The organism is Leptolyngbya sp. 7M (genome assembly GCF_018128485.1).
The window spans coordinates 1,097,150-1,109,873 of sequence record NZ_CP070897.1 but is presented as its reverse complement, the minus strand read 5'-3'; the positions used below and the strand labels follow the sequence as shown (position 1 = coordinate 1,109,873).

Here is a 12,724-nt window from a genome sequence, read left to right as displayed (position 1 = left end):
TAGCACAGGTAACGAACTAGATCGGTACCAGGCGTTTTAACGGGAATGGTAAAATGATAAAACCCATCTCAGAAACAAGAGCACTTTTTAAGCTCGAAGAACTGCGCGATTCCTTCACCAAAATGATCCGCGAACGATACGAAGCCAAAGCCAAACCTTGTGATCTATGTGATTCTCCGGGCAAATGCTGCCAAGATGAGCATTATGTAAATGTAAGGATCACGCGTCTTGAAGCCCGTGCTATCGGAGCAGCGATCCAAGATCTTCCTAGCGAATTGATCGAACGTGTAAGGGACCGAACCACTAGGGCGATAAGTACATTCAAACTTGATCAAGCAGACGCTAATGAGCTTAAAACTTTCGCATGTCCGCTATTTGAGGCCGGCATTGGATGTTTAGTTCACAACATCGCAAAGCCGCTGCCATGTATAGTGCACGCTTGTTATGAAAGAAGAGAGGACCTGCCGCCGGACGAGCTGCTTGAAAATGCCGAAAGTCGCATAGCACGTTTGAACGCTCGTGTTTATGGCGACCGATCCTTGCCTTGTCCGATCCCGGTTGCGATCAGGAATTGGTCTCGTTTTATAAGTTATTGACGCGGTGCCAAACGTTTGACAACCGCAAAGCTGGCTTGTTAATCTAACCGTTCGTCTGCGAAAAGCGGACGCGATCTTTGGCCGAAGTTTTATGTGTCCGGTTCGTCTAGGGGTTAGGACACCGCCCTTTCACGGCGGCAACACGGGTTCGAATCCCGTACCGGATACCACCCTTTTTGCAACAGTTTGCATCATATGTAGTGAATTCGCTTGAAGATCAGGCGAATTTTTGCTTTTAAGGCCTTGAGTGGATGGTCGGCACAATGGAAATGATCCGAAAGCTCCTGACGCTTTTCATTATTGTTCTGCCTTTCGTATTAGCGGCAGAATCGCGCGGCCAGTCTTCCGCAGGTGACACCGTGCTTGTTATGCCGTTCGAGAATCGGACGGATATGCAAGAGTTCAATTGGGTCGGAGAAAGTTTTGCTCTTTCCGTATCCGAACTGCTCCGTGTGCCCGGCCTTAATGTTGTAACAAACGCTGAACGCAAACTTTTACAGCAACGGCTTCGGATGCCGTTAACAAGTTTACCCAGCCTTGCATCATCTTTAAGGCTTAGCCGCGAGGCCGGGGCAACATTATTGATAACCGGCCGTTACTCGATAACTCCTGCTGCCGAAGACACCGCCGCGATTATCGACGTTACTGTAAAAATAATCCTCGTTGCGGAAGGCCGCTATCTAAGCGAACAGATCGGGAACAGACAGATCAGCCGCGACATAGTGCTTCGCGATGCGTTGGGAAACTTGCAGTCCGTACAGGGCCAGGTCGCATATCAGATACTTTATCAACGTGACAAGGCCCTGCCGTTCTCGCAAAATCAGCTGATCGAATCAGCCAGTAAGGTGCCGGCCCGTGCATTTGAGGCATACATCAAGGGGCTACTTTCTCCGGCTGGTGAGTTGCGAGAAAACTTCTTACGGAACGCGGTCAGGCTGTATTCGGAAAGCAATCCCGAATCTGCCTATGCCGAAGCAGCCCTCGAACTAGGGCATCTATATTTGGGCCAGCGTAAGTTTAATGAAGCGATCGATGCGTTCGAGCGTGTGGTATCGGCTCACAATCAGTGTCGGGCCGCGGCGAAAGCCGGTGACAGAATGCTTGGGTGCAACGACGAAAGCTTTGCAGAGGCTTCATTCTATATTGGCACTATCCAATGGGAACGCGGCAATTTCGAACAGGCACTTGCAGTTCTTCGTCCGCTTGCCGAAGATCTGCAGCTCACGACCGTGTATAACACTCTTGGTGCGATCGCTGTTCAGGCATCGCGTGCTGAACGCCGCAATGAACAGAACGCTGCAGCATTATTGGCCGAGGGTATCGCTCTTTTGAAAACGGCGGCGGATTCTTCACCTGACGACGCGTCGATCCGCTTTAATTACGGATATACACTGTTCCTGCAGAAGAATTTCATCGATGCGGCGACGCAGTTTCGGGCGGCCATTGAGGCGAATCCTCGCGACGGCGAAGCTTTCTACCTTTTGGCAAAAAGCCTTCAGGCATTGAAGGATGAATCAGCAGCGGTCGTTGACGATCAGGCTCGTACATTTCTTTCAACGGCAAACCGATACGCCACGCTCGAACGCGAATGGCAACGATCGCAAACCATTCCGGACATCAGAATGCGTGTAACGCAGCCGCGTCGTAGCGATTTTGTCAGCGTTGTTCTTCGGGATCGCCGGAATACTGTCGCTTCTCAGCCGCGTTTGAGCGAGACCGACAATCTGTTGGCGCAAGCCAGAGAGCACTTCAAGAACGGAAACGACGAAGAAGCGATGGCAGTGATACGCCGCATACTCTCAGGCGAGCCGATGAATGCGGAAAGCTATTTATTGCTCGGCAAGATACATCTTCGCCGCGGCGACCGTGAACAAGCGATGAGTTCCTTCAAGACAGCACTTTTCTGGGACAATCGGCAGATCGATGCGCACATAGCATTGGGCAGGATCTACTTCGAGCGTGGGGAATGTCTGCAGGTCAAAAACTACGCTGCGTCAGCCCTAGAGATCGATCCGAACTACTCAGATGCGATCTCGCTCGGGCGTCAGGCCGAGCGATGTTCCAAATAGTGTAAGCAAATTCACCTGAGTAAACCGCCGAAAGTTTTCCCTCTTCTCATCTCCCATCGTCATTCAATGTCGCTAACTATTTGTGCTATATAGAGTTAGCCGCTTCCATAGATACTCATCACTTCGGATCTGAACTGGAACGCATCTTTGGCACGCTGCGTGCTAATTGAAAAGCGGCTAGCTTGATGAAGTCAATCAAGACCCCGCCGCCAACACACATCCGAGCGCGGTTTGCCACTGTGCTTGATCACCTTCCGAGCGTTCCTTCAGTTGTCCTTCCTTTAGAGCCTGGCCAAAACGGCCGGGCTCTCCTGCTTTTAAACCTTGCATTTATTGATGTTTGGGCATTTTCACTTATCTATAGTTCATATTGAGAAAAAATGAACGATTATCTGCCAAAACCGATGCAGATTGATGCCTATCAGGTTTCAAATTTGCGTCAGATGACATTTTCCGTCATTTCCGGCCTGACAAATTTTGAATCACTTCGGTCAGAAAAGCCTCAAACTGAATGAACTGCCTTCAATTTAAGCTACGAAACGTGTCATTCGAATGGATAGGCGAACTGTTTTGCTAGAATAGCTGGAATGCTTCGTAATTGTGCAAGGCTGCTGATACCCTCGCTGAGCAATGCATTATTGGCTCTGGCTGCGGCCCTTATTCTTGTTTTTTCCTTTCCTGACTTTGAGGTATGGTTCTTGGTTGGCAAGTCTTCGCTCTGCTGGTTTTTTCGTCGTGGTTGTTACCAATCAATCGGGCATTGGCCGCGGCATCTATACCGAAGCCGATATGCACTCTATTCATAGAGCGATGGATGAAGAGCTCGAAGGGCTAATAGATCGTTATTATTTTTGTCCTCACTTGCCAGACGAAGGTTGCCGCTGCCGCAAACCCGGACTAGGAATGCTCGAAGCTGCTCAAGCTGACTTGGCGATCGATCTCCGCGGCTCGTGGATGATCGGCGACAAGACTCTGGATATAGAAACAGGAAAGAATGCGGGAATTCAGACCGCTCTTGTTAAAACGGGATACGGTTCCAGCCATCTAAGCATCTTGAACACGAAGCCCAACGTTGTCGCCGCTGATCTCTTGGAAGCCGTCAGGCAGATCGTCAGACCCGATCTCCGGATCGTCAGGTGAAAGCGGCAAAGTAACCAGGAATTCCGACCCCTTACCTTCCCCTTCGCTTTTAACCGCTACTGTACCGTTATGCATTTCCGTAAGATTACGGACAATCGCAAGTCCGAGACCGAGTCCGGCACGCACTTCTCCATCACGTTTTGATTCCTGTCGGAATCTTTCAAACACCTGAGGCAGAAATTCAGGGCTAATTCCGGCGCCCTCATCACGAACACGCACTGTTGCTTTACCCTCACATTCTTCCAAGACAATATCAACATTATTGCCCGAGAAAGAGAATTTTATCGCATTCTCGATCAAATTAGAAAATATCTGAACAAGTCTATCTCGGTCTCCCAAGAGTTTGCATGGCTTTTCGGGCATAATATCGAACCGCAATCTCACACCCTTTTGATCTGCGGTTGGGCGAAGACTCTCGACGGAGTGACGCACGACCTCGCCTAACTCAACCTCCTGATAATTCAGATCGAGCTTTCCGGAGATAAGCCGAGCAACATCAAGAAGGTCCTCGATCAACCGGTTCTGATTCTCCGAACTTCTAATTATCGTGCTAACGGCACGTTGAACCTCTTTTTCATCCAGATCGCCTTCCTGCAGCAATCTTGCCCATCCTAAAATTGAGTTCAGCGGCGTTCTCAATTCGTGCGAGACCGTGGCCATAAATTCATCTCTTAAACGATTTGCGATCTCGGCCTCACGTCTGGCTTCTTGTTCCATCCGAAGCAGGTCCTCTCGTTCTCGCCCGACCTTCAATAATTCAGCATTTGCGCTCTCAAGACTTTGGGTTCTCTCGGTGACCTTTTGTTCAAGCTCCTGATTTGCCTCAACAAGTGCTCCTTCGGCTACCCTTCTCCGCCGGAACTCCCGCGAAACCAACCAATTTGCCAGAAAAAGTGCGGCAATGCCTGCAACGCTTCCGCTTATCAGTATCCAGATCGTCTGTTTAAGGCTTGCTGAGAGTGAACGCTCTCGCCGATTAAGCAATGCAGACTCTTCATTTTTCAGTTTATCGATCGACGTCCTGATACCATCAATTATGGGCTTGACCTTCTGAGGAGATGTCTCCAGCATCGCGGCTTCCATTCCCTCGCGGATACGGATATTTATCTTTCGGTTGGCTTCGAAAAGATACTGGGATAGAAAAGATTCCAGCCGATCCAGCTCTTCAAGCTGCGGTTTATGATCACCGAATCGCTGACGAAGATAGCTTAGATTGGCTTTTATCTGAGATTCAGCTCGCCGATGCGGGTCAAGATATGTATCGCTTCCGACCTGTGCAAACCCACGCACGGAGGCTTCAGAGTCAAGTGTTAAATACAGAAGCTCATCAAGCCTGTAAATTATGTCCTGAGAATGCCGTTGCCATTCGAGAGCTTCCTGAGATGAAACGGTGCTTTGGTAAAACACCACACCTATCATCACAAGCATAAGGAACACGAAAGCCGATATTATCGGAAGTTTTCGTTCGGACCTCAATGACATCGTTAAGCTGCTTCCTCAATAGAAGATCTGACTCAGCGCGGGAAAAAGTGGAGCACTAATTCTGTATAATATACGATTAGTGTTTTACAGCCAAAAATGTGAGGCTCAGCTATAATTGGGCCTGACTCTTAGATATCTGCTCTGCCAAAATCATCTTCGAGACGTTCAATATCGTCCTCGCCGAAATAGCTGCCAGTTTGGGTCTCAATGAATACTAATTTGGTTTGCGGATCTGAATTTTCTACTCGATGTGCTGATCCTGCAGTAATATCAATAGACTCCCCGGGACCAACTAGAATTTCTTCGCCGTTTAGTGTTACTTTAGCTTTGCCGCGAACGACGAACCAATGTTCGCTGCGATGTGAATGGCGCTGATAGCTCAGACGTTTAAGCGGCAACACCTCGATGCGTTTCACCTTGAAATCTTCATCTTCATCGAGAATGGTAAAGCTGCCCCATGGCCGCTGCTCACTAAAGGCTCCAAGTAGCGTATCATTTTTTTTCATGATCAAAACGTTACAGTCTAATGGCAAGTTTAGATAAAAACTCAGTCTCGGTAAATGCGGTAACCATGCAAAAGGTTCAAAACCTGATAATTGGCCGGCTGATCGTCATCTTTCTTTTGCTTATTACCGGCTGGGTCTGGTACAGCCGTTCACTGAACCTTACTCTCTCAGATATCCCGCGCGGACCATTTCTAATATTTGCTATTTCGGTCGGGATGACCGCTGTCTATTTCTTGTTTTTGCGCCTAAGCACGAACCTGAACTGGCAGGTCAGGGCGCAATTTTTGACTGACATCTTTTTGATCACTTGGCTGATCTGGCAAACTGGCGACCTAACCTCGCCTTATATCACATTGTATATCGTTGTGATCGGCGTCTCCAGCATTTTCCTCAACCCAGCTCAGACGCTGATGATGGCATTTGTTTCGATCGCATTGTTCTCGCTAATGGGGGTCCTGATAGCTTTCGACATTATAAACGGGACCGGAGACAGCGTTTCAACGGTTCGTATGATCCAGGTAGTGAGCTTCCACATAGTCGCATTCCTTGTAGTCGGTTTACTGGCGGCGAGACTATCTGACCGAAGAACTTCTGGCGAGCAATTGGTCGAGGCGACAAGATCTCTGGCCGACCTTCGAGCTCTCCATGAACGAATTGTGGAATCGATACGTTCAGGCCTTATCACAACCGATCTCGCGGGCAAGATTTATACCTTTAACACAGCCGCCGCCGAGATCACCGGTTACAGCGCGGCTGAGATCCACGGTTGGCCGATACAAGACCTGATCCCTAACATTGATGAGGCTCTGCAGCTAACTAGTGAGGCACAGGCGCGCGGCGAACAATCCCCTCGCTTTGAATGTGATCTCATGACCCCGGAAGGTTTTACTGTAAGGATAGGTTACAGCGTAACGAATCTTTTTTCGGAAGAGCAAGAAAAATCAGGGCTGATAATCACTTTCCAAGATCTTACAGAGATCCGATCAATGGAGGAAAGCGTTCGTCGGAAGGATCGCCTTGCAGCGGTCGGACGCGTCGGGGCTGGTCTTGCACATGAGATCAGAAATCCGCTTGGAGCAATGCGTGGAGCGATTCAGGTTCTGGAGTCAAACACCCCAAAAGATTCGGTGCAGGCCGATCTTATGGGCATAATAATGCGTGAATCAGACCGCTTGAACAGTATAATCACCAACTTTCTTAACTATGCGAAACCCAAGTCTGGCAACTTCTCAGAAGTAGACGTTTGTGAAGTTATCCGTGACACAACAACACTTCTTAGGCATAGCCCTGAGTTAAAAGATAGCCACATTATCGTCGAACACTTGCCAGATGCACCGGTTACCGTGTTGGCAGACAGTTCGCAGCTAAAACAAGTTATTTGGAATTTGGCAAGAAACTCCATCAGTGCTATGCCCGACGGTGGGAAATTAACAGTGCGCGTAGAGCAGGCCGCAAACCGACGGGTGCGCATAGCGATCGAGGATACGGGAATTGGCATGACTCCCGAACAGGTCGAACAATTGTTTGAGCCGTTCACAAATTCAACATCCGGCGGAACCGGCCTAGGCCTTTCGATTGTTTATCAAATAATCAAGGATCACAGCGGAACGGTTAATGTCCGAAGCTCTGAAGGTGAAGGTACAACCATTACAATTGAGCTGCCGCGGGAGCAGACATCGGTAGAAAGACCCCGACATAACATCCAGAAAACTAACACAGATCAGGGCAGTCCGCTCAGCGAATTTCTTAATGTTAAGAATGAATGAGCAAAATTAGCCTTGATAAATCATTTGATTATTTGTGAAAATAAATAAAGCGACGCGATCGTGTCGTCCATTCCCCAGGTTTCACGAACTCTGAAACGCTAATGTCCAACATACTTATCGTTGACGACGAGCAAAGTTATAGGCAGTTACTAAGTCTTGTATTCGAAGGCGACGGCCATATTATCCGAACTGCCGCTAACGGACGTGAAGCGGTGGACGTCATTAAAAAAGAACCCGCACACGTAATCATCTCCGATGTAAAAATGCCGGATATGGACGGCATCGAGCTGCTTCGTCAGGTGCGCGAACTATACCCTGATGTTGGTGTTATTCTTGTAACCGCCCACGCTTCCGTTGAAACAGCCCGCGAAGCTTTCAAACTTGGTGCCGACGATTTTATTGAGAAACCGTTCGACGTTGAGGAATTGAAACTCATCGTTAAGAAAACCCTTGAGAAACAGGCGTTGATCGATGAGAATCGGGCGTTCAGACGCGCTCAGCGTGAACGTGGAAGTGTCAAGAATATAATCGGCAATTCTGCAAAAATGCAGGCGATCTTTCAGATGATCGAGACGGTTGCCGAAGTGCAATCGACAGTCTTGATAACCGGCGAAAGCGGTACGGGTAAAGAATTGGTCGCACGCGCCATACATGACCTAAGCCCGCGTGCTGAGAAGCCCTTTATTTCGATCAATTGCGGGGCTTTTACAGAAACGCTTCTCGAATCAGAGCTTTTTGGATACGTAAAAGGTTCGTTTACTGGGGCGAACACTAACCGCAAGGGTCTATTTGAAGCTGCAAATAAAGGTACTATTTTCCTTGACGAAATAGGCGAAATGTCGGCCGCCATGCAGGTAAAGCTACTTCGCGTGCTGCAGGAAAGAAGAATACGTCCTGTCGGTGCTCATGATGAGATACCTATCGACGCGCGGGTGATAGCCGCAACGAATCGCGACCTTAAGCAAATGTCGATCGATGGTCTTTTCCGTGAGGACCTCTTCTATCGAATCTCTGTGATTCCGATAACCTTACCGCCTTTGCGCGAACGTCGCGAGGACATTGCTGATCTTGTCGCACATTTCATCCGGAAGTTCTGTGATCAGACAGGACGCCAGCTTTCCATTTCGCCACGCTCAATGCAGTTGCTTGAAAACTATATGTGGGGCGGAAACGTGCGCGAATTAGAACATACCATCGAACGTGCTGTAGCCTTAGAACGCGGCGATGAGATACAGCCGGAACGATTCCCGGAGCACATAACGAATTACAACCCCGAACGCATCAACGCTGAATTTGAGCTTCCTGACACCGGGATCAATCTCTCTGCACATTTAGATAACCTTGAAAAAACCTACGTCATTGAGGCATTAAGAAAAACGTCAGGCAATCAAACAAAAGCGGCAGACCTCCTTCAAATGCAGGTTAGATCGCTTCGCCATTTACTCGATAAGCACAGTATCCGAAGCCTCTCTGCCCAAATGAGAAATGGCGAATAACTCGTTTGGAGATCGTTGAGTTCTTGCCATCTTAAGTAATACGGTAATTGGGCATAGTGTTTGCTTGTCCTCCTTCTAGTGGCTATGCCGCAACGTTGGAGGATTATGGTCCGATTCAAAAATCAAGGCTTCTCGCTCGTCGAAGTTCTAATAGTAGTTGTGATCATAGGAATAATCGTGGCTATCGCCATCCCGAATCTCATGGGAGCTCGGCGCGCCTCTAATGAGGCATCTACAGTATCCGCGATGCGGGTACTTCACGGAGCGCAAACTACCTATAGTTCTACCAGCGGAAACGGTGAATTTGCCGGCAATATTAATTCACAGGACACATCTTCGCTTGCAGAACTCCACAATGCTAATTTGATCGATAACGTACTCGGAAGTGGTTATAAAAGCGGTTTCAGCTTCGTAGGAGACCGCGTGCCTTCATCACCGGGCATCCCACCCACATTCTATTTTTCTGCCATCCCCATCTCTACTTCGGGCATTAGCCAGACCGGTGTGCGTCGTTACGGAATAGCCACAAATGGCGTCGTAAAGGCCGATTCAACAGAAGCCGATCTCGGAACTCATTTCAACGCAGTAACACTTGCATCAGCACCACCCTTTAATCAGTGATCGGTATCTACATTTCAACTAAAACCAGTATTCTTCTAAATGGGCCTTCGGGCCTTTTTATATTTTTATAGCCCAAAAGCCCGCTCTTATTGACACTTTTTGTCATTACCGCTTTACCAAATTCTGGTAATTCTAGGTTCTCCTGAGTAGGACGGTCATTTTGACCATAACATCCCAAGCCTTTATCTCATTGCTGTTCAATAGGTTAGAGTCATTTTAGCACCTCGAAAATAGTTTGGCACACGCATTGATTAAGGCATAAGTGCCTGGGAAAGGTAGATTCTGACTTTGACCAAAAACTTCAGGAGATTGTGAATTAGAAATGAAAAATCAGAAAGGTTTCTCACTTATCGAACTTTTGATCGTTGTCGTGATCATCGGCATCATCGCAGCGATCGCTATCCCAAACCTGCTTGCAGCTCGTCGCTCGGCGAATGAAGGCTCGGCAGTTTCTTCGCTCCGCACAATTCACGGTGCACAGGCTACTTACCAGGCAACGTCTGGTAACGGTAACTATGCAGGCGATTCTGGAACAACCGGAACAAGCGGACTTGTTGAACTCAACGGTGCCGGCTTGATCGATGGTGTTCTCGGTAGCACACTCGGCCAGAAGAGCGGCTATAACTTCACGATGCTCAATTTCGACCTCGCAACAAGCGCTCCGCCAAACCCGGCTTCGTTTGCTGCAATCGCAAAACCGAGCTCCAACTCAGGTCTGACCGCGACAGGTACCCGAAACTTTGGTATCGCAACGGATGGTGTTCTTGGATCGGAAGTCCTTCCGCCAACAGGTGGTGCAGGTAGTATGACACTTGGTGGTTCGGCTGCCACCGGCGCTTCATACAGCAATGGTACCCCAATGGGTAACTCCTAATCGCATCTTAGTATAATTCTGGAGAGGGGGCGGTTTATGGAAATGGCCGCCTCCTTTTTTTACCGATAGATAATCATACTGGCATTTCCATTAAAAACCGTGTCCCGAATCAAAAGAATCGTTAATATTCTGTCTGCCCCGGCAATACTTTTCTGTATTGGCTGGGCGTTCGTTTTCTTAGCTCTTTTGCTTCCCTTACCCGCATTCGGTGACACATTCATTTTGTCTTGGAAGACGGACTTGGTAGCAGCGATCTTCTTACTCTTAGCCCTTCTTTACCTATTCTCTGCTCGCCACGATCGAATTCGCCCCACGCCGTTCACCCGCGATGAAGCAAAATTCATCATACTTCCGCTAATACTTTTCATTGTGTGGAGTGGGCTTTCGGCATTTTGGGCGTCATGGTGGCTGCCTGCGCTACACCACACACTTATCTGGACAATTTATCTCGTATTCTTTCTTTTTATACGTGAGCTGTTAGAGAGACGAAACAATCTCGGACGTCTGCTCTCATCGGCATCAATATCGCTTACAGTTATTGCCCTATTTGCATTAGTAGGATACTGCACTGTACTCGCAGTCGGGACCGGACCGTCACTCGGTATCATATATTCAAAGTACTCTGAACAAGTGAATTCCCTTTTTCCACTCCTTTTTGTGGCAGTTTTACTTTTACCGGAAAAGAAATTCAAACTTGGCGTTGTCATTCTTGTTTTACTCTGGCTTATGGTGTTCGCAAGCCTCAGCAGAACAGGCTGGGGACTATTCATTTTTGGCTCGACAATTACATCGGTATTTCTGATCACCTCGAAACGCCTAAAACAGTATAGAACTCGCCTCGCATTGGTGATCGTTCTTTTGATCACGTCGCCATTTCCGCTTCATATATTCTCAGTGTTTTCAGACAAGGCCGGTCTTCCGATGGTCGAAAGGGTCAGCGATTCAGCCGGTATAACCGGCAGCAATAATTTTCGAATCCTTATGCTGAACATATCCGCAGAGATGTTCAGATCCGCACCGATCTTAGGTATTGGCGCTGACAATTTTGGCTTCAAGGTCAATGATTTTAGGATCAGATTTTCCGAACGATATCCGGACGATCTTACCCTCGCCGAATCTGAAGCCTATCTGCCGGAACGTGCCCACAACGAATTTGTTCAGATATCGGCAGAACTCGGATCAGTCGGGATACTTCTTTTCGGGTGGTTCCTTTTCGGTGTAGCTCTGATCGTTTATCGGGCAACTGTCGGAAGGAACCGTCTCTATCCCTTAGCCTTTGCTTCTGCGATAGGACTAGTGCTTTTTCTCGCCAGTTCCCTTGTAACGTCCTATTCATTCCGACTGATCCAAAACGGCTTTGTCTTCTTCTTTCTGCTTGCGATCGCGTCGCGATATACGATGCGTAGTAAACGATCTTCCCAAGAAGCGAGGTTTGACCTTAAGCAAGGTCGGTTTCGCTTCGCACATCTCACTGCGGTTTCGGCTTGTGTCGGACTCGCCGTTTTCTGTGGTGTTCGTGCATGGAGTTCTCATCTTACGAATCGGGCGAACGCAGTCGCAACGCTAGATCTTGCAGAACCGATATATCGGCAAGCTATGGCTCTTGATCCGACAAATCCTGAGGCTCGGTATTCTCTTGGGCTCCGCTTTGTAGAAGTTGGTAGGTATGCTGAAGCAGTTCCGCATCTAGAGGAGTCATTAAAGATAGGAAAGGGCAGGTCTTCAGATCATTCTTATCTTGCCACCGCCCAAAGCCTTGCAGGAGATAATGTAGGTGCCGAAAGAACGTTCGAGATCGCTGTAAAAATGTATCCTAGATCGCCGTTCGTACTTACTCGATACGCGGCTCTCCTTCGAATTAACGGTAAGTTTGAGGAATCTGAGAAGCAATTAGCACGTGCCCGGGCTATCGACACTGAGGCTACGAATTCTTGGTGGGCATTTATCAACAATGGAGCTAAAGCAGCTTCCGAGCTGGCTCATAAGCGGGATGATCATTTAGAACTAATGGACCTCGCCCCGAATGATGCGATCTATGCCGTTCTTGCCGAGCGCGACATTCGCTTTCCAGATGAACGAATAAAGTTCCCGTGGGAGAAACCGTTCCGACGCTAGATCCCGCTTGATATCCGGGTCGCTAGACTTCCCAACCCTTGTCCAATGAATTGCTATCG

11 protein-coding genes and 1 tRNA gene are annotated in these 12,724 nt (G+C 48.4%); 9 read left to right on the top strand and 3 right to left on the bottom strand.

All coding sequences use genetic code 11. From position 1 onward, the window contains the following. Positions 1-53: 53 nt before the first annotated feature. The 3 genes from JVX88_RS05275 to JVX88_RS05265 all read left to right on the top strand — a co-directional run bounded on the left by JVX88_RS05275 (position 54) and on the right by JVX88_RS05265 (position 2,665). Positions 54-596, top strand: a complete 543-nt coding sequence (locus JVX88_RS05275; RefSeq protein WP_211626287.1) for a hypothetical protein — start codon at positions 54-56, stop codon at positions 594-596. A 95-nt stretch (positions 597-691) separates the two neighbouring features. Then, positions 692-766 (top strand) — tRNA-Glu (locus JVX88_RS05270). A gap of 81 nt (positions 767-847) precedes the next feature. Beyond that, positions 848-2,665 (top strand): tetratricopeptide repeat protein, encoded by a 1,818-nt coding sequence (locus tag JVX88_RS05265; RefSeq protein ID WP_211626286.1) that lies wholly within the window; start codon positions 848-850, stop codon positions 2,663-2,665. Between the two features lie 195 nt (positions 2,666-2,860). On the opposite strand, the gene JVX88_RS40445 is transcribed toward JVX88_RS05265, so the two are convergent. Beyond that, positions 2,861-2,995: a hypothetical protein gene (locus JVX88_RS40445; RefSeq protein ID WP_263975472.1), complete on the bottom strand. Its 135-nt coding sequence runs from the start codon at positions 2,993-2,995 to the stop codon at positions 2,861-2,863. Between the two features lie 372 nt (positions 2,996-3,367). On the opposite strand from JVX88_RS40445, the gene JVX88_RS05260 reads away from it, so the two are divergent. Next, the gene (locus JVX88_RS05260; protein ID WP_211626285.1) at positions 3,368-3,805 is read left to right on the top strand and encodes a D-glycero-alpha-D-manno-heptose-1,7-bisphosphate 7-phosphatase; all 438 of its coding nucleotides are present in this window, start codon (positions 3,368-3,370) and stop codon (positions 3,803-3,805) included. Here JVX88_RS05260 and JVX88_RS05255 read toward each other — a convergent pair. Continuing rightward, the gene (locus tag JVX88_RS05255; protein WP_211626284.1) at positions 3,710-5,287 is read right to left on the bottom strand and encodes a sensor histidine kinase; all 1,578 of its coding nucleotides are present in this window, start codon (positions 5,285-5,287) and stop codon (positions 3,710-3,712) included. The two genes, JVX88_RS05260 and JVX88_RS05255, sit on opposite strands and share 96 nt — an antisense overlap. A gap of 128 nt (positions 5,288-5,415) precedes the next feature. Continuing rightward, the gene (locus tag JVX88_RS05250) at positions 5,416-5,793 is read right to left on the bottom strand and encodes a phosphomannose isomerase type II C-terminal cupin domain (protein ID WP_211626283.1); all 378 of its coding nucleotides are present in this window, start codon (positions 5,791-5,793) and stop codon (positions 5,416-5,418) included. Positions 5,794-5,858: 65 nt separating this feature from the next. Between JVX88_RS05250 and JVX88_RS05245 the strand changes: the two genes are divergently transcribed. The 5 genes from JVX88_RS05245 (at position 5,859) to JVX88_RS05225 (ending at position 12,665) form a co-directional block, all read left to right on the top strand. Beyond that, on the top strand, positions 5,859-7,559 hold the full coding sequence (locus JVX88_RS05245; RefSeq protein ID WP_211626282.1) for a two-component system sensor histidine kinase NtrB: 1,701 nt from the start codon (positions 5,859-5,861) through the stop codon (positions 7,557-7,559). Positions 7,560-7,660: 101 nt separating this feature from the next. Beyond that, positions 7,661-9,055 (top strand): sigma-54-dependent transcriptional regulator, encoded by a 1,395-nt coding sequence (locus tag JVX88_RS05240; RefSeq protein ID WP_211626281.1) that lies wholly within the window; start codon positions 7,661-7,663, stop codon positions 9,053-9,055. 105 nt (positions 9,056-9,160) lie between these two features. Next, the gene (locus JVX88_RS05235; RefSeq protein WP_211626280.1) at positions 9,161-9,676 is read left to right on the top strand and encodes a prepilin-type N-terminal cleavage/methylation domain-containing protein; all 516 of its coding nucleotides are present in this window, start codon (positions 9,161-9,163) and stop codon (positions 9,674-9,676) included. Between the two features lie 322 nt (positions 9,677-9,998). After that, positions 9,999-10,550, top strand: a complete 552-nt coding sequence (locus tag JVX88_RS41750) for a type II secretion system protein (protein ID WP_315875322.1) — start codon at positions 9,999-10,001, stop codon at positions 10,548-10,550. 99 nt (positions 10,551-10,649) lie between these two features. After that, complete coding sequence (locus JVX88_RS05225; RefSeq protein ID WP_211626279.1) at positions 10,650-12,665, top strand: O-antigen ligase family protein; 2,016 nt, start codon at positions 10,650-10,652, stop codon at positions 12,663-12,665. The last annotated feature ends 59 nt before the right edge of the window (positions 12,666-12,724 follow it).

Excerpts from the sequence above, each read along its gene's own strand:
- JVX88_RS05275 (WP_211626287.1), top strand. The coding sequence starts at position 54 with ATGATAAAACCCATCTCAGAAACAAGAGCACTTTTTAAGCTCGAAGAA.
- JVX88_RS05265 (WP_211626286.1), top strand. The coding sequence starts at position 848 with ATGGTCGGCACAATGGAAATGATCCGAAAGCTCCTGACGCTTTTCATT.
- JVX88_RS40445 (WP_263975472.1), bottom strand. The coding sequence starts at position 2,995 with ATGCAAGGTTTAAAAGCAGGAGAGCCCGGCCGTTTTGGCCAGGCTCTA.
- JVX88_RS05255 (WP_211626284.1), bottom strand. The coding sequence starts at position 5,287 with ATGTCATTGAGGTCCGAACGAAAACTTCCGATAATATCGGCTTTCGTG.
- JVX88_RS05250 (WP_211626283.1), bottom strand. The coding sequence starts at position 5,793 with ATGAAAAAAAATGATACGCTACTTGGAGCCTTTAGTGAGCAGCGGCCA.
- JVX88_RS05245 (WP_211626282.1), top strand. The coding sequence starts at position 5,859 with ATGCAAAAGGTTCAAAACCTGATAATTGGCCGGCTGATCGTCATCTTT.
- JVX88_RS05240 (WP_211626281.1), top strand. The coding sequence starts at position 7,661 with ATGTCCAACATACTTATCGTTGACGACGAGCAAAGTTATAGGCAGTTA.
- JVX88_RS05235 (WP_211626280.1), top strand. The coding sequence starts at position 9,161 with ATGGTCCGATTCAAAAATCAAGGCTTCTCGCTCGTCGAAGTTCTAATA.
- JVX88_RS41750 (WP_315875322.1), top strand. The coding sequence starts at position 9,999 with ATGAAAAATCAGAAAGGTTTCTCACTTATCGAACTTTTGATCGTTGTC.